The 22949-nt window shown below is 48.4% G+C and carries 23 protein-coding genes; 12 read left to right on the plus strand and 11 right to left on the minus strand.

Annotated elements, in window-relative coordinates; genetic code table 11:
• Window positions 1-112: 112 nt before the first annotated feature.
• Together H6F52_RS06375 and gyrA are read right to left on the minus strand one after the other, a co-directional pair.
• Window positions 113-1456, minus strand: coding sequence for an ATP-binding cassette domain-containing protein (locus H6F52_RS06375; protein ID WP_190413596.1), 1344 nt, complete (start codon window positions 1454-1456; stop codon window positions 113-115).
• Window positions 1457-1621: 165 nt separating this feature from the next.
• The gene (gyrA, locus tag H6F52_RS06380; protein WP_190532932.1) at window positions 1622-4153 is read right to left on the minus strand and encodes a DNA topoisomerase (ATP-hydrolyzing) subunit A; all 2532 of its coding nucleotides are present in this window, start codon (window positions 4151-4153) and stop codon (window positions 1622-1624) included.
• 165 nt (window positions 4154-4318) lie between these two features.
• On the opposite strand from gyrA, the gene H6F52_RS06385 reads away from it, so the two are divergent.
• Entirely contained in the window at window positions 4319-4714 is a 396-nt protein-coding gene (locus H6F52_RS06385; protein ID WP_190413592.1) for a response regulator, read from the plus strand.
• A gap of 244 nt (window positions 4715-4958) precedes the next feature.
• Here the strand turns inward: H6F52_RS06385 and H6F52_RS06390 are convergent, their stop codons facing one another.
• Window positions 4959-5123, minus strand: coding sequence for a hypothetical protein (locus H6F52_RS06390; protein ID WP_190532936.1), 165 nt, complete (start codon window positions 5121-5123; stop codon window positions 4959-4961).
• A gap of 166 nt (window positions 5124-5289) precedes the next feature.
• Between H6F52_RS06390 and H6F52_RS06395 the strand changes: the two genes are divergently transcribed.
• The gene (locus tag H6F52_RS06395) at window positions 5290-5688 is read left to right on the plus strand and encodes a response regulator (protein ID WP_190533389.1); all 399 of its coding nucleotides are present in this window, start codon (window positions 5290-5292) and stop codon (window positions 5686-5688) included.
• Window positions 5689-6050: 362 nt separating this feature from the next.
• On the opposite strand, the gene H6F52_RS06400 is transcribed toward H6F52_RS06395, so the two are convergent.
• Entirely contained in the window at window positions 6051-6398 is a 348-nt protein-coding gene (locus tag H6F52_RS06400) for a hypothetical protein (protein ID WP_190532939.1), read from the minus strand.
• 213 nt (window positions 6399-6611) lie between these two features.
• Here H6F52_RS06400 and H6F52_RS06405 point away from each other — a divergent pair, with 213 nt between their 5' ends.
• Entirely contained in the window at window positions 6612-7541 is a 930-nt protein-coding gene (locus tag H6F52_RS06405) for a DMT family transporter (protein WP_190413586.1), read from the plus strand.
• A gap of 221 nt (window positions 7542-7762) precedes the next feature.
• Here the strand turns inward: H6F52_RS06405 and H6F52_RS06410 are convergent, their stop codons facing one another.
• On the minus strand, window positions 7763-7945 hold the full coding sequence (locus H6F52_RS06410; protein ID WP_190413584.1) for a hypothetical protein: 183 nt from the start codon (window positions 7943-7945) through the stop codon (window positions 7763-7765).
• Between the two features lie 142 nt (window positions 7946-8087).
• On the minus strand, window positions 8088-9002 hold the full coding sequence (locus H6F52_RS06415; RefSeq protein WP_190532942.1) for a LysR family transcriptional regulator: 915 nt from the start codon (window positions 9000-9002) through the stop codon (window positions 8088-8090).
• Between the two features lie 399 nt (window positions 9003-9401).
• Here H6F52_RS06415 and H6F52_RS06420 point away from each other — a divergent pair, with 399 nt between their 5' ends.
• The gene (locus H6F52_RS06420; RefSeq protein WP_190532945.1) at window positions 9402-9704 is read left to right on the plus strand and encodes a hypothetical protein; all 303 of its coding nucleotides are present in this window, start codon (window positions 9402-9404) and stop codon (window positions 9702-9704) included.
• A gap of 196 nt (window positions 9705-9900) precedes the next feature.
• Here the strand turns inward: H6F52_RS06420 and H6F52_RS06425 are convergent, their stop codons facing one another.
• Together H6F52_RS06425 and H6F52_RS06430 are read right to left on the minus strand one after the other, a co-directional pair.
• Window positions 9901-10107 carry a hypothetical protein gene (locus tag H6F52_RS06425; RefSeq protein WP_190429256.1) on the minus strand — a complete coding sequence of 69 codons (207 nt, stop codon included), beginning with the start codon at window positions 10105-10107 and terminating at the stop codon, window positions 9901-9903.
• Window positions 10108-10140: 33 nt separating this feature from the next.
• Entirely contained in the window at window positions 10141-10803 is a 663-nt protein-coding gene (locus H6F52_RS06430; RefSeq protein ID WP_190532948.1) for a class I SAM-dependent methyltransferase, read from the minus strand.
• A gap of 86 nt (window positions 10804-10889) precedes the next feature.
• Between H6F52_RS06430 and H6F52_RS06435 the strand changes: the two genes are divergently transcribed.
• Window positions 10890-11297 carry a hypothetical protein gene (locus H6F52_RS06435; protein ID WP_190413574.1) on the plus strand — a complete coding sequence of 136 codons (408 nt, stop codon included), beginning with the start codon at window positions 10890-10892 and terminating at the stop codon, window positions 11295-11297.
• A 200-nt stretch (window positions 11298-11497) separates the two neighbouring features.
• Window positions 11498-12268: a hypothetical protein gene (locus H6F52_RS06440; RefSeq protein WP_190413572.1), complete on the plus strand. Its 771-nt coding sequence runs from the start codon at window positions 11498-11500 to the stop codon at window positions 12266-12268.
• A gap of 369 nt (window positions 12269-12637) precedes the next feature.
• Here the strand turns inward: H6F52_RS06440 and H6F52_RS06445 are convergent, their stop codons facing one another.
• A complete protein-coding gene (locus tag H6F52_RS06445; RefSeq protein WP_190532952.1) occupies window positions 12638-13975 on the minus strand; it encodes an N-acetylmuramoyl-L-alanine amidase in 1338 nt (445 codons plus the stop codon).
• Between the two features lie 208 nt (window positions 13976-14183).
• On the opposite strand from H6F52_RS06445, the gene pgl reads away from it, so the two are divergent.
• From pgl to trpA, 6 genes are all read left to right on the plus strand, one after another.
• Window positions 14184-14909: a 6-phosphogluconolactonase gene (gene pgl, locus H6F52_RS06450; protein ID WP_190532955.1), complete on the plus strand. Its 726-nt coding sequence runs from the start codon at window positions 14184-14186 to the stop codon at window positions 14907-14909.
• 110 nt (window positions 14910-15019) lie between these two features.
• A complete protein-coding gene (locus H6F52_RS06455; protein ID WP_190413566.1) occupies window positions 15020-15799 on the plus strand; it encodes an FHA domain-containing protein in 780 nt (259 codons plus the stop codon).
• A gap of 464 nt (window positions 15800-16263) precedes the next feature.
• On the plus strand, window positions 16264-16755 hold the full coding sequence (locus H6F52_RS06460; RefSeq protein ID WP_190525022.1) for an FHA domain-containing protein: 492 nt from the start codon (window positions 16264-16266) through the stop codon (window positions 16753-16755).
• A 904-nt stretch (window positions 16756-17659) separates the two neighbouring features.
• The gene (gene ndhL / locus H6F52_RS06465) at window positions 17660-17872 is read left to right on the plus strand and encodes an NAD(P)H-quinone oxidoreductase subunit L (RefSeq protein WP_190413562.1); all 213 of its coding nucleotides are present in this window, start codon (window positions 17660-17662) and stop codon (window positions 17870-17872) included.
• A gap of 24 nt (window positions 17873-17896) precedes the next feature.
• Window positions 17897-18208 (plus strand): DUF3007 family protein, encoded by a 312-nt coding sequence (locus tag H6F52_RS06470; protein WP_190413560.1) that lies wholly within the window; start codon window positions 17897-17899, stop codon window positions 18206-18208.
• 148 nt (window positions 18209-18356) lie between these two features.
• Window positions 18357-19154 (plus strand): tryptophan synthase subunit alpha, encoded by a 798-nt coding sequence (gene trpA, locus H6F52_RS06475; protein WP_190428699.1) that lies wholly within the window; start codon window positions 18357-18359, stop codon window positions 19152-19154.
• A 105-nt stretch (window positions 19155-19259) separates the two neighbouring features.
• Here the strand turns inward: trpA and cheB are convergent, their stop codons facing one another.
• Window positions 19260-20312 (minus strand): chemotaxis-specific protein-glutamate methyltransferase CheB, encoded by a 1053-nt coding sequence (gene cheB / locus H6F52_RS06480; RefSeq protein ID WP_190533392.1) that lies wholly within the window; start codon window positions 20310-20312, stop codon window positions 19260-19262.
• A gap of 54 nt (window positions 20313-20366) precedes the next feature.
• Entirely contained in the window at window positions 20367-22907 is a 2541-nt protein-coding gene (locus tag H6F52_RS06485) for a hybrid sensor histidine kinase/response regulator (protein WP_190533395.1), read from the minus strand.
• Between the last annotated feature and the right edge of the window lie 42 nt (window positions 22908-22949).

Raw genomic sequence — 22949 nt, forward strand, 5'->3', positions numbered from 1 at the left:
CTGAGTTTATGCCTATAGCGGGGGAAGATGCTCTTTTGGTAAGTGGTAGATGAGCGAATAGTACCCAACAGCTTATTGCCGAAAAAAGTCTTGCTAAATCGCAAAAATCCAACTAACGCGAGGGAATTGCGATGCCAGTCTGTGGATCGAAGAAATGAATTTTCTCTGGCATCAGCGATAACCACAAGCGATCGCCAATTCGCACCGCTTTGTCTGGTGGAATGCGTACCTGTAAGGGATATGCGATCGCTGACTCTAGGAGAGTGGCAGATAAATAAGTTTCGTTGCCTAGTGCTTCCACCAAATCTACTCGCACTTGGAGATTTTTGGGGGCGGGAACGCCAACGATCAAGTGTTCGGGACGGATGCCTAAAGTGAGGGATTGCCCGTCGTATTTTTGCAGTGCTGACGCCCAAACATCGGGGAGAGTGAGCCGAAATTGAGAATGGGTAATGAGGAGAGGTGCTTTCACTTGCACCGGCAAAAAGTTCATCGGCGGCGAACCAATGAATTCTGCCACGAAGCGGTTGGCTGGCTGGTTGTAAAGTTCCAACGGTGCAGCGATTTGCTGGATTTTTCCGTGATTCATCACCGCGATGCGATCGCCCATCGTCATCGCTTCTGTTTGGTCGTGAGTAACGTAAATGGTTGTTGTGCCAAGCTGTCGCTGCAACTTAACAATTTGGGCGCGAGTTTCTGCCCGAAGTTTGGCATCTAAGTTTGAAAGTGGTTCATCCATCAAAAATACTTGAGGATTGCGCGCGATCGCTCGTCCCAATGCGACTCGCTGCTTTTGCCCTCCTGATAGTTGTTTTGGCAACCTGTTTAGGAGCGGCTCAATTTGCAACAATTGAGCCACTGTCCGCACCTGCTCGTTAATCGCTTTCTCGCGTTCGGGTATGTAGCGAAGATGCTTGGGAAGCGATCGCGTCATTTCCACCAACAGATTTTCCGCCCAGATGGGCAAAGAGGACTGTGGACTGAGTGAAGCATTCCCCTCCTCTGCGCCCCCATTTTCCTGCTTCCCCGCGCCTTTGTGCCCCGTGCGCCGCAGTCCAAAGGCAATGTTGTCATACACCGTCATGTGGGGATAGAGGGCATAGTTTTGAAACACCATTGCGATGTCTCGTTCCTTTGGCGGCAAATCGTTCACGAGAGTGTCCCCCACCCGGATATTGCCCCCCGTTAATTCTTCCAGTCCCGCAATCAGCCGCAACAGGGTACTTTTGCCACAGCCTGAAGGGCCTACCAACACCATAAACTCGCCATCTTGCACCGTCAGGTTAATCCGTCGCAAGACATTTGTTGCTCCAGACGGAGACGAAGGTTTGTCATCTACAACCAGCGAACCCTCATCGACTGGCGTCAGCAGAGGTTCAGGCGCGATCGCTGCGACGACTTCCCCTTGACGACCGGAAAAGCTTTTGTAAACGTTTTCTATAACAACTTGTGCCACGGCTATTAATACCCACTACTGAATCTATTTTCAATCACTTACTCGCAGCACAGAACTCTTAGGAAAATCGGAGAACCAAAGCAGTAGGGAATCTTGTGGCGGAAAAGAATTAATTACTCCGAGTTCGGGATTCATCACACTTCCCAATAAATCCCGAACGCCGAACTACGAACAAAGGACGACAGTAATAATTTTTTCGTCCGGGTTTAATTCGAGGATGCGATCGCCTGTTCCATCTTTCCCTCGCAACTGCACTGAATTTACTGGCATTCGCACGACTCGCTGGGCGCTTGTCAGAAGGACGATCTGAGACTTTGCTGGAGCCGCGACCATCGCTGCCAAAGCATCTGTTTTGCTGGTAAAATGCAGTGCCTGAGTGCCAAGGTCGCCAAGATTTGCCAGTCGGATTGTACTCATCGGCAGGCGTTTGGCATACCCCAACTGGGAAACGATTAAAATATTCTCATCATCCCCCAGCGTTAAGGCTCCTACCAGTTGCTCGGAACGCCGCAGCCGCATTGCCTGCACCCCCATCGTCGTGCGTCCCATCAAGGGTAGATGATCGTCGTTGACTTGAAGCCGCAGCAAACGTCCGCCCCCAGTGGCCAAAACGAGCTGTTCGCCGGTTTTAGCCAGATTGACGTACTTTAACCGATCGTCTTCTTTCAGTTTCATGAGCGTGATGCCGCGACTGGTAAGGTTAGCCAGTTCTACCAGGGGCAGGCGCTTGATTCTCCCCTGTTCGCTAAGCAAAATTAGGTCGGCACTTTGCGGATTTTCAGGCAGAAAAAAGTTGGAGACAATCGTTTCTGCCGCAGTTTGAGCTGAGTTGGACAGCAAGCCGATTAGCGGCGTTCCCCGCGATTGCTTCCCGGTTGGCGGAATCTCACCCACCTTGATGGGGTAAGCTTTGCCGCCGCTGCTGAGTACGACTAACTCGGCTTGGGTGCTAGTCACCTGAGTTTTGACGACAAAATCATCTGGACGACTGCTGCTATCGCCTTTCCCAGATGCGGATTTATTGCCATTCTTAGGGATGCGCCGGACATATCCGCGTTGGGTAAACTCCAGAACTGCCTCTTCTTCCAGGTGTTCAGGAGTTAGGAGTGCGGCTTGAGTAGATTTGGCTTCTGACTTGTGACTTTTGTCTTTTGAGTCGGGTTTTTTCTCTGTTGGCTGAGTCTTTAATTCTTTCGCTTCCGTGAGGATCTTGCTACGGCGCGGATCGGTGAATTTGCGTTTGAGCGATCGCAAATCTTTTTTCAAGGCTTTCAGGAGTTCGCGGCGATCGCTTAGCAACAGTTGCAACAGATGAATTCTCTCTGACAACTCGTTAAACTCACCTTGTAAGTTTTGCCGTTCCAAGCCAGTGAGGCGTCGCAAGGGCATTGACAAAATAGCATCCGCCTGAACCTCACTGATATTCAACCGTTCTTGTAGCCTTAACTTGGCGGTGCTGCCATCGGCAGCATTCCGGAGAATTTCAATCACCGCATCCAACTCGGTTAAAGACGCCAGCAACCCTTCGACAACGTGAAGGCGTCTTTCTGCCTCACCCAATTCGTAGGTATACTGCCGAGTCAGCGTCTGTTCTCGGAACTTGAGAAATTCCTCTAACAGCTGGCGCAACGTGAGCTGACGCGGCTGCCCATCTACCAATGCCAACAGGATCGCGCCAAAATTGGTACACAGCGCTGTTTGTCTATAGAGTTGATCGAGGACATGGTGAGGATTGGTATCGCGTTTCAATTCCACCACCACGCGCATTCCTTCGCGATCGCTTTCATCCCGCAGATCCGCAATGCCTTCGATTCGACCCTGATTGACCAGTTCCGCTACCTTCTCAATCCAACCCGCCTTATTCACCTGAAAAGGCAATTCCGTCACCACAATTGCCGTCCGCTTGTGCCGTCCCCGAGTTGCCGCAATTTCCTCAATCTGGGCGACTCCCCGCACGGTGATACTACCGCGACCCGTGCTGTAAGCTTCCCGAATTCCCTCTGTCCCGACAATTTCGCCCCCCGTCGGGAAATCTGGCCCCGGAACTAGCTTCCATAGCTTCCCGTCTGGGAGATCGGGTTGATCGATTAGGGCAATTAAACCATCCACGACCTCACCCAAGTTGTGCGGCGGCACATTCGTTGCCATGCCGACGGCAATTCCGGCGCACCCGTTGAGTAATAACACCGGCAGCTGAGCTGGCAGTACGGTTGGTTCTTGTTGGGAATTGTCAAAGTTGCCGATGAAGTCAACTGTGGCTTCGCCAATTTCACTCAGAAGCGCTTCATGACTAATTGCAGCCAGTCGCGTTTCCGTGTAACGCATCGCCGCAGGTGGGTCATTATCCACCGAGCCAAAGTTACCATGACCGCCGAGGAGGGGATAGCGGCTGGAAAATTCTTGCACCAGACGCACTAAGGCGTCATAAACCGCCTGGTCGCCATGTGGGTGATATTTGCCCAAAACATCCCCAACCACCCTCGCACACTTGCGGTAGGGGCGGTCTGGCGTCAGTCCGAGTTCGTGCATGGCATACAAAATCCGCCGATGCACCGGCTTTAAACCGTCGCGGACATCGGGTAATGCACGCCCGACGATCACACTCATGGCATATTCAAGGTAAGACCGTTGCATCTCCGCGTGTAAAGGCGTGGGGATGATCTGTCCGGTTGCCAAAAGGTTCAGTTGTTTCGCCATGAGTTTTATTCCCTAGTTCCTGAAAACGTAAAATTTTTTTGCATCTTGAGGTTGATGACCGATCGCGTCACAAATGGCAACGTGACAAAGAACCTTTCACAGTAGTATGGAACCGCAGCTATGACCACGACTCTTCCAAAGAGCGCCATTGAAAGGAAAAACTCGATGAAAACCGTTTTGATTGTAGAAGACGATCCGATTAATGCTCGGGTTTTTTCTAAGATTCTGAGCAAGCGGGGCGGTTTGGCAGTTAAGCATACCGAAAACGTGGAAGAGGTGATGCAAATTGCCCAATCCGGTGAGGCTGACATTATTTTGATGGATGTTTCCCTGGCCCATAGTGTTTACCAGGGTAAGTCGGTTGATGGCATAAAAATCACGCAGATGTTGAAGGCTGACCCGCAAACTGCTAGTTTGCCTATTATCCTGGTTACGGCTCATGCGATGGAGGGCGATCGCGAAAATTTCCTCAAACAGAGTGGTGCCGATGCCTATATTTCTAAACCAGTTGTCGATCATCAACTGTTTGTGGATCAAATTAAGGCATTGTTGCCACAATAATACTTTTATGTTCCAGGGGTAGGGCGGGCATTGACCGCCCTGAGTTGTAAAATTCAATGTCTTCCATTTGGAGTGTGAAGGCACTCTGGTGGCTTTTTACCTTTCAGCCTTTGCCCTCTTCTGTTGCCACCAGTTTAGTACATTTGTATTATTTAAGGAATCCTGGTGGGTGGTTTCTTTACTTCGCGTGACTCGCATCCCCCGACAACTCTGGCAAAGTGACATGAGGGGCGTGGCATTAATCTTACAAGCTGGGATTTAAACGGTTGCGGACGTTGGGTAAGGCACGTCCGGCGATCGCGCTCATGGCATATTTAATGGCGTATTCAAAATATGATGGTTGCATCTTTGCGTGTAATCCTGTAGGGACAAACCGTCCGGTCGAAGGTCGGTTCAGTTTTTTTATCATAAGTTTTATTTCCTATTTATTAACAGCAATAAAAAATTTGCATCTTGCGATTGATGGCAAATTAAGCGATAAATTTTAAGGTGACAAAGAAATTTCCATAATCGTATTGAAACAAAAAACAATGACTACGACCCTAGAAAAAAACGCTGTTGAAGGGAAAAATTCGATGAAAACCGTTTTGATTGTAGAAGACGATCCGATTAATGTTCGGGTTTTTTCTAAAATCCTGACAAAGCGAGCCGGTTTGCGAGTGAAACATACTGAAAATGTAGAAGAAGTAATCCAAATTGCCCAAGCTAGGGAGGTTGACATTATTTTGATGGATGTTTCCTTAACAAACAGTTTTTACCAGGGTAAATCGGTTGATGGCAAAAAAATTACCCAACTATTAAAAGCTGACCCGCAAACTGCCGCTCTACCGATTATTCTGGTGACAGCTAATGCGATGGAAGGCGATCGCGAAAATTTCCTCCAGCAAAGTGGTGCCGATGAATACATTTCTAAACCAGTTGTCGATCATCAACTGTTCGTGGAGCAAATCATGGCACTGATACCACAAAAGTAGTTTTGATGTTGATAAGGTGGTGCAAGCTTCATGCAGGCGAGTTGCAAAGCTCTTGTTTCAAAACTATTTGTGACGGCTGTGCCCAAACTTCGGCTCGCAGGTCTTGTATTCAGTTAGGTAAAACCTAGTTTAGTACACTTGTATTTTTTCAGAAATAGTAGAGGCAGAAATAGTAGAGGGGGAGCATTTTTGCGGCTGCCCAATCGTGTCTCATGTTAGAGTGCGATCGCGTAACGTCTAGGCTTTCTTCGCTGTTTCCCCTTAATGCCTCAATGATGCGACCTTTATTGGCGCTGCCGCAAGCAGTTAGCGCGAATAATCCTGACTCGCGCCTACGTCTAGGTGCGATGATGCTGAATCAATTAAAGATTTTGACCCAATAAGGAGTCAAACTCCGCTTTTAATGCCTTTAGATCGGCAACTCTTGCGACTAACAAATTCTCTTTGCCAGCATCCTTAAGACGCTTGTTCCAATATTGGATATTGTCAGAATTGTTCAGCCAAAAGTCTACTATTGTATGCAGAATCTCTTCTAAATTCCAGCCTCGCTTGGGTGGAACCGCTTCGACGGATTCCAGAAAAGCATCCAGGGTACATTTAGGACTTCCTAAGTATTCGGCTCTGTGTGGATATGTTTGAATAATTTCCTGTTGATGGTTAAAGAAATAAAGAATGGGAGATACCCCTAAAATTTCAAAGGTATAGTTCATCGCAGTCTCCTCAAAATTTTCTTTCTTACTGAATCCTACCAATTGTTAAAGAATAGTATGGTTACATTGCTAACATCTTTGGCATCCGGCTTAAGTAAATTTATACAATGTTTGATAAGCGAGAAATATCCGCCAAAAGAAGTGTGCAGCCTAAACTGAGGAGTATGCCCTTCGGTAAAATTTACATCAGAATGACCGATTCAAAAAACAGGAATGATTTTTTTAACAAATTTTTTTAATTGGATTACAAATTTTAAAGGAGAACTGGCGGCACTCAGTGCCGCCTTTTTATGGGCGATCGCTTCGCTGGTTTACAGCCGCTTGGGACGGCAAATCCCACCCCTAGAACTGAATTTGTTTAAAGGGATAATTGCGATCGCGTTCCTTGTCCTCACCCTACTTTTGCAAGGACAGCTGCTACCTGAAATCAACCCGACTGCACTGACACTATTGCTACTAAGTGGCGTCCTTGGCATTGGATTGGGAGATACGGCTTATTTTGCAGCCATCAACTGCCTGGGTGCAAGGCGTACCTTGATATTAGAAACCCTAGCACCCCCCTTAACAGCCGTGTTAGCGCTAGTCTTTTTACAAGAACAACTGACGGCTGCTGCTTGGTGCGGAATTTTATTAACCATTCTGGGCGTCGTCTGGGTGGTGACGGAACGGGTGCCTAATTCCACCGCTGAAAGCAAGCATCTGACGATGCGGGGAATTAGTTGGGGTTTACTGGCAGCAGTAGCACAGGCAACAGGTGCCGTCCTCTCGCGGACAGCCCTCATCCAATCGAGTATCAGCCCCTTGTGGAGTACCTTGGTGCGCTTGGGGGCAGGGGTACTGGTGCTACTGCTGTGGAAGTTGCTGGGGCGGCGTCAAGCCAATGACTGGCTTAAACCGTTGCAGTCTTGGCGCATTGTGGGAGTCATTGCCATAACCGCTTTTTTCAGCACCTATCTCGGCATCTGGCTGCAACAAATTTCTCTGAAATTCGCCCCCGCAGGAATTGCCCAAACGCTAAGTTCTACTAGCCCGTTGTTTGTCTTACCCCTAGCGATTTGGATGGGCGATGTTGTCAGTTTTCGAGCTATCTTAGGTGTTTTAGTTGCCTTGGGTGGAGTAGCGGTGCTGTTTAGCCTTCGGTAGGGATTTGGTAGGGAAGTGCCCTGAACAGAAAATAGCGATCGCACTATTACACCAGTAGTTTTAGAAAGGGAGATTGCTCGATTAATAAAGTTTGAGGCTATGCTTAACCCCTAAAAACATAGCGCCTACTTCAGAAGTAGACGCTCTCAAGAGAGGACTTTTTAACCCAGTTCTATCACTTTGTCACAAGCCGCAATAACTTGCGATCGCCAGTAGATAGACTAAATAGTTGTATTTTCCCGATCCATCTGGCGTTCAATGGTTTCGATCGCAGCGTTAAGTCCTGCCAATCTCGCCTCTAGATCGTTTCGCATCCATTTCAGGAACCGAAGTCTGCGTTCCTGATAATCTCTACCGGAAACTGGTTGAGATCCCCAACAGGTACTACCCCAAAACGGAAACATAGCGTTCATCCTTAATGTAAGTCTACTTTCATCTTGACCAAATTTTTTGGCAGTAAGGGGACTGAGAATGCAGTGATTACCGTATCTCCAACCAAAAAGAGCGCCCTTCTGATTTGCGATCGCGCTCTCTCCTGAACTTTAATTAAACCGCTGCTTTAGCCGCAAAGCGTCCTGTATTCCGGATAGCATCTAGAAATGCATAGACGGCTGGAGTATGAAGGGCATTTGCGAGAAGCGCTACCCCAATTACTCGCTCTAGAGGTGCTGGCAAGCTGCACACGCGCACCCCAGTGGGAACAGGTTCGGCAGCCAGACGAGGGAGAATTGCTGCCCCTAAACCCTGTTCCACCATGCTGACGATAGTTGAATCTTCTTTGATTTCATAAGCAATGTTGAGCGCGTATTCTGCGATTACCAAGTATTTGCGAATCCACTCATTGCAGGGAATGCCGGAACTAATAATCAAAGGATAAGTGGCTAACTGCTTCCAAGTGACTTTGGCACTACTTAAATTAGTTGTAGGCGGGAGTAGGAGAACGTAATCATCCCGCAAAATTTCCCAAGTTTCAAATTCATTACCAGCGGGTAAGTAGATAAACCCAATATCGGCATAACCGGCTCGTAATGCATCTCCTACACGCGAGTAATCATCACCATCAACGATGCTTACAGTGATATTCGGGAAGCAAGCGCGAAATCGAGCGATCGCTGTCGGGAGTATATGAGTCGCCACACTCCGAAAACAGGCAACTCGCACGTTTCCACCCTGTAAGCCTTTTTCTAAATTGGCTTCCTTCTCCATTGCTTCCAAAAGCTGTAGCAATTTACGAGCATGAGCCGTAACCCGCTCTCCGACTGGGGTAAGACGCGCTCCATAACGTCCGCGAGCCAGCAAGACTACTCCCAATTCTGCTTCAAAACTTGCGATCGCATGACTGATTGCTGACTGCGATACCTCCAACTGCAAGGCGGCTTCGCTGAAGTTGCCGTAGTCTGCCACTGCGACTAAAGCACGAATCTGGGAAAGCTTCATCCGGCTTTTATTGATTTCATTCATGGCGGTTATGCAAGCGGTGTATGCATTGTCGCAAACGCAGTCAAATCATGTCTTCTTCTATATATGAATTTTATTCATACTACCTATACAAATATTGCTTTGTCTATCAAATAACCAAAAGTTACATTGAATTTGTCAGCGAATTTAGGTTGTGCAATCTAGATTTCTTGGTTGAATTAGTCGAGATTTTACAAGCTCCTCTCTAGTTCCACATCACCCATTCAGGTGATTCTACTGGAGGAAGTAAACTTCTAATCTTCAACTTTACTCTGTAATTAACCTTCATCAGTTGCGGCGGAATCAATATTGATAACTGCTGCAAGCAAATAAGTTTGTCTATCCTACTTTTTTGCAGCACAATCTGAAATTCATTCTATCTTGAAGCGGGAGAAAATTATTATGGAAACTTCTGAGAATTGTTTTGAAAAAAAAAGGTTAGAAACTATTTACGCCCAAAAGGAGCAGAAGCCTGTTCAGGAGACTAAAGTATTTTCTATTCTGAATAGTGTTTGGCAGCGTTTAGTTACATTCTTGACTCAAGAGCCAGAGATAAAAGTTTGGAAGAAGTCCGACCGCTTTGGAAATATCTGGTGGGAAGTTTACGATCCTTTTAGCGGCAGCTCTGCAACTTTTGGTTGTGAAGTTGATATGCTGGAATGGGTTGAAAAAAGGTACTACGGAAACAATAAGTCAATGTTTTAAAGAAAAGCAAAACATTGGAATCCGGGGACTTTTATCTTCCAGCTAGATTTTCTGGGGAAGCGCTTTTAAAGCGAAACAAAAAGAGTAACACACCAGGAAAATATTCTCAACGTATTGCACAACCCCTAGCTAATGCTGGGGGTTTTTGGTGGAAGAGATCGCTCCCTCTCACTCCAACTGAATTTATTTCTGGCGGTTATGAATCGTCTTCAATTCCCATCGTCAAATCTAGAGTCGCACGAGCAACAGCGGCGTGTTCTTCTGCAATATCGGGAGGAGGAGTGGTGATATTTTCGTTTTGACCTTCGACTAGCAGCTTAGGTTTATCGTCCTCTTCCGGTTTCAGAGTAGAGTTATCTAGATTAGCTTGCTCATTTTGGGGAGTCAGTTTCTCATCTGTCATAAGCGTTCTTTTTGCGAAGTATCTTCGATTTCCTTATCGCTTAACCGCTAAGGTCAATCCATCTGCTATGGGGACGAGACTGATAGAAACTCGTTCGTCGCGGTGCAATTTTTCGTTCAAAGCTCGGATATTCTGGGTACTGTTATCCCGATCTTGAGGATCGGCAACTCGTCCACTCCACAAGACATTATCGATGGCAATTAAACCACCGGGACGCACCAGCTGGAGCGATCGCTCATAATACCCGTCATAATTACTCTTATCAGCATCGATGAACGCAAAATCAAACGTTTGTGCCTCCCCCTGTGCCAATAGCCGATCCAGCGTTTCCAGCGCCGGTGCGATTCGCAGATCGATCTTGTCCGCCACCCCAGCTTCCTGCCAATAGCGCCGCGCTACCGAGGTAAAATCTTCACTGACATCGCAAGCAATAATCTTGCCGTCTGGGGGAAGTGCCAAAGCTACGCACAAAGAACTGTAGCCAGTAAATACACCCACTTCCAGCGTTTTCTTTGCCCCCATTAGCTGAACCAACAGCGCCATAAATTGCCCTTGTTCTGGGGAAATCTGCATCCTGGCGTAGGGATGATTTGCCGTTTCTTCCCGCAGACGGCGAAGAATCTCTGGTTCTCGCAAGGATGAAGAAAGTAGGTAATCGTAAAGCTGGTCATCTAACCCTAGGGCTTTTTTTGACATGATGGATTTAGAACTCGAAGAACGCACACAGCCTATCCTATCGTTCTGGTTGTGATACGTAGGAAATAGAGGAGAAGTTAAACGCCATGCTGCGAATTATTTTGACAGTAATTTTGCTGGGACTGCTGACAGCTTGCGGCATTGGTGTACCCGCACCAGGTGGTCAACTGGTACAGAAAGCGATCGCGCTTCAAGTTAGCCAAACCCAAAAGCAGCTGAGTCAGCAGTTATTCCAGCAACCCTCTAGCTTTGAAATCGCTCAAATACGAGTGACTCACGAGGAACCTTTGTTGATTCAAAAGTTACCTGCCTACCACATCCAAGGCACCTACAACTTTACCCTGCAACGTCCTAACCATCAGGTAACTCAACAACAAAACCACTTTGATATCTACTTGCAACGCCAAATCGAAGGTAAAACATGGCGTCTGGCAATCCCTCAATCTACTAATACAAATACTGAACCGACTTGGCGCACTTGGTTGATTCAATAAATAAAATTTGAGCCATTAATATTTAATCAATTTCTGTCCATCCTGCCCCATCCTTTTCTTTCTTTCCTTCGCGTCCTTTGCGCCTTCGCGGCTTAACAATCCAACTCATGTGAAAGTTGCCAAACTATCACAACCCAATCTATCGTCACCGTTATCCCCAGCCACGATTGAGGCAATTCCTTCAGGCAGACATGGCATAGATGTATTTCAACTTTATTGGTTTCAGTGTGGGACTGGTCGTTTTGATGCTGGTCGCTTTTGGTGTAGTGCAAGGGTTAAATGTACCAGCAGGTAACTTTATCGATTGGGTAATTGGTGCGGCGAGTTTTTGGTGGCTATTGGTGATTGTGACGGTTCCGTGGAATATCCACTTTGACGCGAAAGAAGTCATCGCAGAAGCAGCACTGTCAACCGAAAAGGGAATTGCGATTGATGAGAAGCAAGTTAAGTATGCCAAAGCGATCGCAAATCGGTCATTTTGGGTAGCGATCGCGCTCCATTTTCTCTCTGCTGCTGGTCTTTATACGCTAGCTGTAACCGGCATCAGTGCCGTTGGATACGTCAGTTCCGGTGCCGCTTTACTATTAACGGCTTTGCGTCCCGCCGTGCGAACCTACGAATATTTAGCCGCCCGGTTGTCGATGATTCGCCAAGAATTTCAGTATCCCCGCCAAGATATTTGGGAACTCCGCAACCGCTTTGATAATTTAGAGTATGCCGTCAGGCAATTAGAAGCGCAAATGAATCCTGAAGATCCATATTCTTTTGTCGCCACTCAACAGCGAGCGGGCGATGAAACTCGCAAAGAATTAGCCCGCGTGAATGCCACAATTGAAGAACTGCGAGCCACAAACCAAGCCGATCACGAGCGCTTATCCAGAGAAGCGAAAAATGCGATCGCTCAACTCAGCGCAGATGGGCAATTTCTCGACCACGTCCGCGAAATTATCCGCTTTTTCAAAACCGCCTAATCAGAAGAGAGGGAGAGGGCTGAGGGCTGAGGGCTGAGGGCTAAGGGTGAGGACTGAGAAGGGGGAGAGGTTTGAGGGCGAGTAGAAGCACGCGAGATATGAAACAGTAAGAGAGTTGAAGTTAACTTATTGCGCCCAAGGCTAAAGTGTTGAATCTGGAGTTCTGTTGTCTCTCCCTTATACCTTGTTAATACCTGTCCCTTGTTAATACCTCAGCCCTCAGCTCCTCATTCACGCCCCTATCTAGGGGTTTTTTGTGAACTGGAGCCTCTCCCCTCCTCAGCCCTCAGTCCTCTCCTCTCAGTCCTCAGCCCTCTCCCCTCTTCATACTTCAGTCCTTAGTCCTCAGCCCTCTCCCTTACTCAGTCCTTACAAGAATCCCGCTGACTCATACAGCCTTCTGAGAGTTGCCTCAATCTTAGTCCCGTACTGCGGATCTGCTGCCCACCGTCCGCTCAACTGAGAAATCAGCGGCGCGACGCCCCGCGTCACAAAGCGAAAGCGCGGATCGACCAGTTCCTGCACCAAAGGCTCCAAACTCGCGTAAGCTTTCAAGTGTTGGATATGGGCGCGGACGCCTATTCTGGCGCTGGGGAAGGTCGCGCTCTCAGAAGCTCCGCCGATCGATCCCAAAGCGGCAAAATTATTTTGGCTGGGCTTAATGTCACCCCCAAAGCGCAAAAAGCCGGTTTCTACACACATTTGACAGAAAGCAATGTCATAGTTGACGCCCTCAATTGTGGCTTCTTCCCGGTAAAGTTTGGGTAAGTCGGGAAACTGGGCGAGGGCGTTCTCGTTATTGGCTTTGAGGAACATAATCATCTGTACCTCAGAGGTATTTCCATATCCCATAATCCGATCTAGTTGACCGGGACAGATGGGTAAAATGGAGCGCAAAGACAGGGTGCGGGTGGCGCTATCCCAACCAACCGAGATATTAAAAGGCCGAAGTTCAATGGCTTTGACATAGACGACACCTCGGTAGGACACGCGGCGGACTGAGGTGTTATTTGTCAAGTCAATTGCGAGCCTGTCCACTAGGTCAATAGGGATGTAGGCGTTGCTATTGATGAGAACGCCCTTCTCCCCATAGACCTGGTTATTAATGTTGATATTGATGGAAGGATAGGTGGGGGAAGTGCCAGGATCGGGGGTGGGAGTACCGCCTCGGCTCCAAGATGCCAAGCCGTCTGCAATTCCTAGCGCGATGTCGCGGCGGCGATTCTGAATTAAGAATCGGTCATCCGGATTGGTGAGATAGCCAACTTCCATCAGCAGGGAGGGAATAAAAGTGTCACGGCAGAAGCTCAAACGTCCGACGCCGGTGGCGGTGTCTGGCTTGACTCCCCGGCTGGGCAGCTGGGGAACGCGGCGCAAAAGCGCCAAAAGTAGCAGTTCGGCATTCTGCTTGCGTTCCTCGTTGCTGGAAATGTAGAAGACCGTAGCGCCACGAGTCGCTGGGTTAGAATAGGCATCGGCATGGATTTCTAGCGCCACGTCGCCGCTCCGAGAGCGGGCGTTGATCCAGGAAATCGACTGCGTTGAAGTCTGGTCATCTGGGACAGAAAGAACTTCAAAACCCCGCGATCGCAGTTCGGGTACAATCTGGTCGCGCAGCAGAATCATCTCTTGAGCCTCTGTGGTGCCACCTGCTTGCCCTCCTGGCTCTCCAGCACCATGACCGGCTGAAATAAAAATTCGTCCCATCTTGAAGGATTCCCCCAGCGCTAAAAGTAATCTATATTAATCAACCACGATAAGGATTTCCGGGTGCTACGGCTAGTCCAACTTAACGCTTCCTCTTTGAGAACAGCGAATAAATTGTTCCAGACACATATATTAATGGGTACTAAGAAGAAGAAACTGTAAGATTTTCGGTATGGTAGAGCTGGAAATCATCAATTCATCCCCATAGATGAACAAAATCGTTGAAGTCTTACCAGATAAAACGGCGCTGATTGAGCGATCGCTCCAAGTGTGCGTTGAGCAAATTCACGCCACAATCGAACAGCGATCGCTCTGTACTATCGCCTTGTCCGGTGGTAGCACCCCCAAGCCGCTGTATGAAGCGATCGCGACCCAAAATTTGCCTTGGGATAAAATTCACATATTTTGGGGCGACGAACGCTACGTGCCGCCAGACCATCCCGATAGTAACCAAGGGATGGCGCGGAGTGCATGGCTGGATAAAGTAAATATCCCAGCCGCCAACATCCACCCCATGCCAACCGATGAAGCCGATCCATCTGTTGCAGCGGATAAGCACGAACAACACATCAGGGAGTTTTTTCAAGTTCAACCCGGTGAATTTCCAGCGTTCGATCTCATTTTGTTAGGGATAGGAGACGACGGACACACAGCTTCTCTGTTTCCCCACACAGAAGCATTGAATGTACGCGATCGCCTGATTACCGTCGGCAACAAAGATGGGCAACCCCGGATCACCTTCACGGCACCCCTAATTAACCATGCTCGGTGTGTCATATTTGTGGTTGCCGGTGCGAGTAAACGACCTGCTCTCGCTCAGGTTTTTGCTCCTACCGCTGACGACCAAACCTATCCCAGTCGGTTAATCCAGCCCCAAGGCGAACTTTGGTGGCTTTTTGATGAGGCTGCCGGTCTTGAATTAAGCCGGTCTTGAACTAGCCGGTCTTAAACTAAAAAGTTAAGACGCCTCGCCATTCAGACTATATTTGAATTTCCACCTTCCACTCCCATCTCTAGGAGGGATACAGCCTGCAAGGAGGTTTTATGATTGTCTGCCCGAATTGCAATCACCAAAATCCTGATGGAGCAGCCCAGTGTGAGGCTTGCTACACCCCCTTACCCGCCACCACCGCTTGTCCCAACTGTGGCGCACCCGTCCAAACCGACGCTACCTTCTGCGGTCAGTGTGGTTCTAACCTGCGACCGAGCAGTCCAGGTGAGGTAGGGGCATCGACAGGACTAGACCCGTTCCCCGGCGTACCGGACTTAATGGCACCCGATCCGCTGGTGGCACCCGATCCTTTAGTGGCTAGCCCTCAATCATCAATGCCCAGCTCTAGCCCGGATGTACCCGCTCCGGTGGCACCCGTTCCAGCTACAGTGGTCAGTCAGCCACCCGCACAGGAGCAAGCAAGCGTTACCCCCCCGGCGGCTTCTAGCAGCACTCCACCCGCGTCCGCAGCAACTTCTGGTAGCTCAAAAACGCAGCTACAGCAGCAGAATGCCCGTTTGCTGCACGTCCAAACGGATACGATGATTGAATTGCCAGCACAACTGTCGGTGATTCACATCGGCAAGCCAAACGACCAGATTCCACCTGATATTGATGTTTCAGGATTCCCCAATTCCGAGATTGTTTCTCGGATTCATGCGGATATCCGCGTGGAGGGAGACGCCTTCTACATAGAAGACGTTGGGAGTGCGAATGGCACCTACATTAACCATAACCCCCTGCCTAGCGGCAATCGGCACCGTTTAAGAACCGGCGATCGCATTGGCCTAGGCAAAGGCGACAAGATGACCTTCTTGTTCCAACTCTCTTAATCCCAGAGGCTGTTCGATGCGATCGCAAAGCCTGAAAAGCCTGCTGCATCGCCTCTTGGGGTGAGGGGTCATGGCAATTGCAGACTGTTTTTTTAAGTGATAGGCTTGAGGGAAACAATTCGGCATCGGACTCAGGTTTATGTAAATTCCACAGTTATATAAACCTGTGATGGGAGAAATTGGGAATCCCGGCGAATCAATTCGGGGGATACACCGACTTGACCCCCTCATGATACGATGCCATTGGTAACACCCGTGGGTGCCTTGGAACTAAAAACGCGAAACCCAGGTGGAACGAGGTCAAAAGGGTTTACAATTCCATCTGCCCACGTTCTACCCATTCGCGGTCTGACTCCAGTCATTGGGGGATTCATTTCAATTCATTGAATGGAGGAAGTCACGTCAGTTGACAGTGTTACGAGTCCCAAGCCTAGAGACGGAAATCTTTAGAATATGTAACATCGGTGATTACCCTGACCCTGCTGCATCCTATCCAATCTATACCAGTTCAGAATTGGACTTTTGAACCCGAATCAGTAGTAATTCGGATTGGACGGTCAACCGAGAATGATGTCATTCTTTACAGTGCGGTTGTTTCTCGACACCACGTCGAGATTCGGCGTAGTGGTTCCGATTGGGAAGTTGTTAGTTTAGGTGCCAACGGCACCTATCTCGATGGAAAACGCATCGACCAAGTGCCGGTGGTCGATGGGATGATTATTCGCCTCGCCAGCTCCGGCCCCCAAATTCAAATTCGGATTGGCTCGGCAGAAACTAAGGCAAGGCTAAATACGGTTACAGGTAAGCAATCGGTCACTCGAAAGTCTGAAGAGAAATCCAGAGATAGAGAGACTTTCATAGATGCCCGTTCGCTTGAACCAGATGAAAAGAATCAACCAAACGTGAAGCTGGTTGCTGCTTTGGAAAATCTTGGTAAATCTAAAAAATTACCCTAGGGTTGCCAAGATTTTGTCCTGGGTCTTTACCATCGCAATTCAAGGGTTGTGTGGAATATATCCGTAGGGGCATGGCAATTAAAAAGCCCCTACTTAATGGGCGCGGTTAAAACGTAGAGCCGCGATATCTTCCACTCAACTTAAGAAACGCTATAAACGGTATTGAGCTAGCAATAAGCGAAAATACCAGTAAAATGCCTATCTCACCACAATGCTATCTCTCAGACAGCAACGGATTGCCGATCTGGAGATAGCATTGATTTTGGCTTGAATTGGAATGGGGGCAGAGGGACTTGAACCCTCACGACCTTTTACGGTCAACGGATTTTCATTCTCTCGCAGCTTTCGCTACTGTCTTTTACGACTTTGAGAATTGGACTCTCCCTTTACCCTCGGCTTGACGTTAGGGTAGCTCCCGTCGAGTCTCTGCACCTTCCAAAGAGTTTTGAAGTTTGGTTTTTGAGTTTTGAGTTTTAAATTCACTCAGTCCTCAGTCCTCAATCTTCAAGCACTGGCTTTGGCTTGGCTCAGGATTGCCATGTCTGTTGCCAGATTTAGGTTTCCCTGAATTTGAGAGCCGTCACTTGACAGATTTCTCCATCAAGGCTCAGTTTTCTAAGTCCGTAGCGTCTGCCATTCCGCCATGCCCCCCCGATGGGGAGAAGTGTCGTTACGTATCTTCTACAAAACTAACTTCATTGTCTATTGCACCATTAAATGGGGACTTTATGCAACTATTCCTTTAGTAGTCTCACTAATTAAGCGGCTGATTCCAGCAAACGGTAAAATATGGACAGTTCGTCGGGTGTCTAAACGGATAGTTCTCTGTTGGGAGACTTTTTGTGTTGATGTCCGCGCCGGGACGCCGGTACTCGCGCTCGTTCTTCTACCGCCAGAAAAAATTATGATGGTTGCGATATTGTATCTAGTTTTGAGTGGAGCCTACCTGGTAGTGATTCCCTTCGCCCTGTATGCCTACCTGCAACAGCGTTGGTATGTTGCTAGCTCCTTTGAACGGAGTTTCATGTATTTCCTGGTTTTCTTTTTCTTCCCAGGTTTGTTGCTCCTCAGCCCATTTTTGAATTTTCGACCCAAGCGGCGGCAAGTTCAGAGCTAAGGTTTGTCGTTGGGTAAGCGCTAAATGCGACGAATTGACATCATTGGAATTGGCATCGGCGTCTTTGCCGCCGGTGGAATTGTGTATTTGCTGTTGCTGGTGGCTGGGCTAGATAGCCTGGAAGCGGGGATTTGGAGTCAAGTTTTCCTAGTGGGCGGGTTGGTTGGCTGGCTGCTGACCTACCTGTTCCGAGTCGGAACGAAACGGATGACCTATAACCAGCAGCTCAAAGACTATGAAGAAGCCGTTTTACAAAAGCGACTGGAAGAATTGACGCCAGAAGAACTGGCTCAGCTGCAAGCTGAAATCGAACGGGAAAACAAATTAAAAAAATAGCTGATAGCCGTTAGCGGTCAGGTGTGTAGGGGCACGGTAATGCTGTGCCCGTATAAGAGCCTGTAGTTTCTTGTTTGCCCCTGACTGCTGATCCGTGAATTGCTAACGCCCGAAGTGCCACTGACCACTGACCACTGATTTTTGACAAATGACTTCAATTTCCGAGTGCTTTGAGTCTCTCGCGCGTCGCTCTGAATGTGCCTTAATTCCCTTTATCACAGCGGGAGATCCGGATCTGGAGACCACGGCTAAGGCGTTAAAAGTTCTTGATGCCGCCGGTGCTGACATGATTGAACTGGGCGTTCCCTATTCAGATCCGTTGGCAGATGGACCCACGATTCAAGCTGCCGCGACTCGCGCCTTGCAACGGGGAACCCGCTTGGAACAGGTAATAGAGATGGTATCCGGGGTTAGCAAAGAGGTGCGATCGCCTATCGTCCTATTTACCTACTACAACCCGATTCTAAACCGAGGCATTGAACCGTTCTTCAAGCAGATTGCGAATGCTGGGGTGCGGGGATTGGTCGTGCCAGATTTGCCCTTGGAGGAGTCTTCCAATCTGCTGCAAACTGCTGCCAGTATGGGAATTGATGTAGTTTTATTGGTAGCGCCTACCAGTTCCCCAGAGCGAATAGAAGCGATCGCGCGTCAGTCTCAGGGATTCATTTACTTGGTAAGTGTCACTGGCGTAACGGGAATGCGCTCTGGACTGGACTCGCGGGTGCAAGATATCCTCAAGCAGATCCGAAGCGTTACGGATAAGCCCATCGGCATTGGGTTTGGCATCTCCGAGCCAGAACACGCCCGTCAGGTGAAAGACTGGGGGGCAGATGCTGCAATTGTCGGGAGTGCCTTGGTGAAACGTTTGGCAGAAGGAACACCCGAACAGGGACTCGATGCGATCGCTGAGTTTTGCCGGAGTTTGAAAACGGCGATTACGACCTAACCCCGTTTGTAAAGTGAGTGGTGAGTTTTGAGTTATCAGAGAGTTTTTTAATTCAAAACTCATCACTTAAAACTTTTGTCCCATTTCTAATTAGCGATTAAATCATTAATCGCTACCCATAATTCTGGCGAGTAACATGGGCGCGATTTCAGTGACAGGCAAAACATACTGCGCTGCACCGAGAGCGATCGCTTCTTTTGGCATTCCAAAAACCACGCAGCTTTTCTCATCTTGGGCAATGGTAACGCCACCGGCACGAGCGATCGTTTCCATGCCTTCCGCACCGTCTCTACCCATCCCAGTCAACAATATCCCCACCGTTCCTTGACCGTAGAAACTCGCCACTGACTTAAAAGTGACTGTGACAGAGGGGCGATGTCCCCCCACTGGCAGGGCGGCAGAATGACAAAATCTGCCTTGAGTATCCAATTCTAAATGCAGCCGTTCCGGTGGAAAATAAATCGTTCTCGCTTTTGGTATTTCCCCAGCACGGGCAATTTTGACCGGCAAACGACATTCCAACCCTAACCAATCCACCATTCCTTGCAAAAACCCCTCACTGATGTGTTGAATACAAATCACTGGGAGGGGGAAATTCGCTGGCAGATGGATAAGAATGTTGTATAAAGCTTGCGGCCCTCCAGTAGACGCGCCAATCACCACGATTTTGGATTTTTGATGGGGGATTTTAGATGGGGAATTTATCGTCGAAAATTTAAAATCCAAAACTGGCTTCTTCCGATACTGGGTAAAGACACTCACGCCAGACAGGATTTTAATCTTGCCGATTAACTCCTGTTTTACTAACTCATAATCCGATCCCGCACCACCACGAGGCTTGGGAAAAATATCCACTGCCCCCGCCTCTAAAAGCCGGAAAACATTTTGCCTATCCTCTTCCTGTACCGAAGTGCTAATCACCAAAATCGGACGAGGATAAGTTGCCATAACCTCAGAGATAAATTCCAGACCGTCCATCTGTGGCATATGTAGGTCTGTGCAAATCACCTGTGGCGAGCAAGAAGGAATCAATGCCAATGCTTCCCGACCCGTTTGAGCCATTCCCACTACTTCAATTTCTGGTGAGGATGACAGAATCCGTTTCAGCACTGCCATTGCAATCGCAGAATCGTCTACTAATAAAACTCGAATTGGCATTTTGTTCATTGCTAATTGCTAATTATTCAAAAGCCATTAGCGATTAGCGATTAACTACACAAGTCTTCTTAAGGTTTCTAATAATATTTCTTGGTTAAAAGTGCCTTTGGTAATGTAAGCATTCGCACCAGCTTCTGCACCTCTGCGTTTATCTTCATCTGAAGCCAGAGATGTCACCAGAATGATTGGAATTTCATTATATTCCTTATTCTGGCGAATCTTCGCAGCAAAACCCAGACCGTCCAAATTCGGCATTTGCACGTCGGAAACCACCGCATCAAAAGAACGAGTTTTAAGTTTGTTGAAACCGTCCAATCCGTCCACTGCTGTTACCACTTCATAACCGGCACCCTCCAGAATGCGTTTTTCTTGAGTGCGAATGGCAATGGAATCTTCTGTTAACAAGATTACGGGTTTTCTGGCTTCTTCTGTAATGGGTGCAAATGATTTCACAAGCGGGTTTCGTTTTCGCACAGATTTAATTAAATCTGAAGGATTTAAAATCATACAAACTTCCCCAGTACCGAGGATAGTTGCGCCAATCACATTGCGAACTCGTTTGAGCAATTTACTTTGAGATTTGAGTACCACATCCTGTTGATCTACCCAGCCATCAACGAATAGTCCCAGTTGATCATCTCCCACTTTCAAAATAATGCAGGGCAGTTGTTCTAAATCGGTAGAAGTCGTTCGTTGTCCGTTGCTACTGGCGACTGGCAATTCCAGCAAATCTGCCAGTCGCGCGACGGAAACCGGGTGTCCATTCACAACAATGGTTTCTCTGCCTTCAATCGTAAAAATTTGATTCTGGGAAATCAACCGCATTGTTTGCACAAACTCCACTGGAAGGGCGTAAGCTTTTCCGTTCACTTCCACAATCAGTACCGGCGCGGTTGCCAGGGTCGTGCCTAAACAGAGCCGAAGCGTGCAGCCTTTTCCAGGTGTTGATTCAACCTCAATGCTGCCTTTGAGACGTTCTACATTGGTGCGAACCACGTCTAACCCTACGCCTCTGCCTGAAACTTCGGTCACAAAAATCCGCGTTGAGAAACCAGGGGCAAAAATCAACGAGTGAATTTGAGCCGGTGTCATGGCGGCGAGTTCTTCTTCCCGGCAGAGTCCGCGCTTGAGAGCTGTCTGCTTAATCTTTTCGATGTCTAATCCTCGCCCATCATCCTTAATGGCGATCGCAATATTTGTGGCAGTTTGGTAGCTTTTGATCTGAATAGTAGCGGTACGGGGCTTTCCCTGCGCTTCCCGCTCTGCTGGTGTCTCAATACCATGATCGACGCAGTTGCGAAGAATATGCATCAAGGGGTCTTTCATTTCTTCCAAGATGCGCTTGTCCGCTTTGGTTTCGCCGCCTTCAATGACCAGATTGACTTCTTTATTTTGCTGTCTGGCTAAATCCCGTACCATCCGGGGAAATAACTGAAAAATGGTGGATAGGGGCAACAGGCGGAGAGTGCGAATGCCTTCTTCCAAGTCACCGGCAATGGTGTCCAGTCTGGCAGTATCTTCATAGATGGCATCTCTTAACTGGTTGATCAGAACTCCCAGGCGCTCATCGAAGTCCTGTAGAGGCTGGCTTCCCCCGTTCATACTGTAGGAGTGTCCCCCCAACGGCGCTGTAGAGATGGGGTCTCTCCGCCCGTTCTGAGGGGAAGCAGTGAAACTTACCGCTTGCCTGTCACCTGTTATCTTTTCTTTGTGTAGGGTCAGGGCTGAAGTTTTCTGCACCCTTAGACGGCTCGACTCCTCCCATAGCGTCACGATTTCCTCAATTTCAGCGAGTCGATGGGCAATGCGGATTTTGGTAACGGTGAGTTCGCCTGCTTGGGTCAGCAATGCATCAAGATTGCGGGTTTCGACGCGAATCGTTTCGATGCGGTAGGGTTCGCCGAGGGCAACGGGGGGGGAGTTTGGGTGTTGAGAGCCGTTGTGCGAAAAGTTGGGTGGACTGTCCTTACTGTTGGGAGCATCAGGGGCAGGTTTGACACCCACCTCCACTGGTGTGAGGGATGCGGGTGTTTGGAGAAATGTTGTCTGTAATACTTCTATGTTGGCGGATGTTTCGGGCAGTTCGGAAGTTATATCCGGAGAAAGGGTTTCTTGCTCAATTGCTTCCTCATGTTCTGGCTGAACTGCTTCCTCATGTTCTGGCTGAACGCCTTCTTGGTCTAAATAATTCTGATTATTTTGATTCGCTGGAGTTGTAAATTCAGCTCCCATCATGTGGGCGAGGACGAGAAAGGTGTTGATACCTGTGGGTTCCCCGGTGACGGCTTCGCAGACCAGTTTGCGAATGGCATCTAAGCCTTGATAGAGGCGATCGCATATTGCAGATACCAGTTGTGTCTCGCCACGTTTGACACCTCCCAAAATATGTTCCAGCTGATGGGTGAGAGTTTCCACATCGCGCACGCCCAGCATTCGAGCATCACCTTTGAGACTGTGGGCTTCCCGCAATAATTCTTCTAGTCGAGCTTCGTCGTTGGGGTACTTTTCTAAATGCAGCAACCCATCATCAAGTTTCTGCAAATGTTCTTCGCTGGCAATTTTGAATAAATCTCGGAGTTCGTCGTCTTCTATCATCATGGTTAACTGAGAAGCTTTTAGCTTTCGATTCTTAGTTTT

It is taken from the genome of Coleofasciculus sp. FACHB-542, from assembly GCF_014695825.1.
In the GTDB taxonomy this organism is placed as follows: domain Bacteria; phylum Cyanobacteriota; class Cyanobacteriia; order Cyanobacteriales; family FACHB-T130; genus FACHB-T130.

Coding starts and splice junctions, on each gene's coding strand:
- cheB (WP_190533392.1), bottom strand. CDS start 20,312: ATGCCAATTCGAGTTTTATTAGTAGACGATTCTGCGATTGCAATGGCA.
- H6F52_RS06405 (WP_190413586.1), top strand. CDS start 6,612: ATGATTTTTTTAACAAATTTTTTTAATTGGATTACAAATTTTAAAGGA.
- H6F52_RS06425 (WP_190429256.1), bottom strand. CDS start 10,107: ATGACAGATGAGAAACTGACTCCCCAAAATGAGCAAGCTAATCTAGAT.
- H6F52_RS06420 (WP_190532945.1), top strand. CDS start 9,402: ATGGAAACTTCTGAGAATTGTTTTGAAAAAAAAAGGTTAGAAACTATT.
- H6F52_RS06485 (WP_190533395.1), bottom strand. CDS start 22,907: ATGATAGAAGACGACGAACTCCGAGATTTATTCAAAATTGCCAGCGAA.
- ndhL (WP_190413562.1), top strand. CDS start 17,660: ATGATGGTTGCGATATTGTATCTAGTTTTGAGTGGAGCCTACCTGGTA.
- H6F52_RS06385 (WP_190413592.1), top strand. CDS start 4,319: ATGAAAACCGTTTTGATTGTAGAAGACGATCCGATTAATGCTCGGGTT.
- pgl (WP_190532955.1), top strand. CDS start 14,184: ATGAACAAAATCGTTGAAGTCTTACCAGATAAAACGGCGCTGATTGAG.
- H6F52_RS06445 (WP_190532952.1), bottom strand. CDS start 13,975: ATGGGACGAATTTTTATTTCAGCCGGTCATGGTGCTGGAGAGCCAGGA.
- H6F52_RS06455 (WP_190413566.1), top strand. CDS start 15,020: ATGATTGTCTGCCCGAATTGCAATCACCAAAATCCTGATGGAGCAGCC.
- H6F52_RS06470 (WP_190413560.1), top strand. CDS start 17,897: ATGCGACGAATTGACATCATTGGAATTGGCATCGGCGTCTTTGCCGCC.
- trpA (WP_190428699.1), top strand. CDS start 18,357: ATGACTTCAATTTCCGAGTGCTTTGAGTCTCTCGCGCGTCGCTCTGAA.
- H6F52_RS06400 (WP_190532939.1), bottom strand. CDS start 6,398: ATGAACTATACCTTTGAAATTTTAGGGGTATCTCCCATTCTTTATTTC.
- H6F52_RS06390 (WP_190532936.1), bottom strand. CDS start 5,123: ATGATAAAAAAACTGAACCGACCTTCGACCGGACGGTTTGTCCCTACA.
- H6F52_RS06430 (WP_190532948.1), bottom strand. CDS start 10,803: ATGTCAAAAAAAGCCCTAGGGTTAGATGACCAGCTTTACGATTACCTA.
- gyrA (WP_190532932.1), bottom strand. CDS start 4,153: ATGGCGAAACAACTGAACCTTTTGGCAACCGGACAGATCATCCCCACG.
- H6F52_RS06415 (WP_190532942.1), bottom strand. CDS start 9,002: ATGAATGAAATCAATAAAAGCCGGATGAAGCTTTCCCAGATTCGTGCT.
- H6F52_RS06410 (WP_190413584.1), bottom strand. CDS start 7,945: ATGTTTCCGTTTTGGGGTAGTACCTGTTGGGGATCTCAACCAGTTTCC.
- H6F52_RS06440 (WP_190413572.1), top strand. CDS start 11,498: ATGTATTTCAACTTTATTGGTTTCAGTGTGGGACTGGTCGTTTTGATG.
- H6F52_RS06395 (WP_190533389.1), top strand. CDS start 5,290: ATGAAAACCGTTTTGATTGTAGAAGACGATCCGATTAATGTTCGGGTT.
- H6F52_RS06435 (WP_190413574.1), top strand. CDS start 10,890: ATGCTGCGAATTATTTTGACAGTAATTTTGCTGGGACTGCTGACAGCT.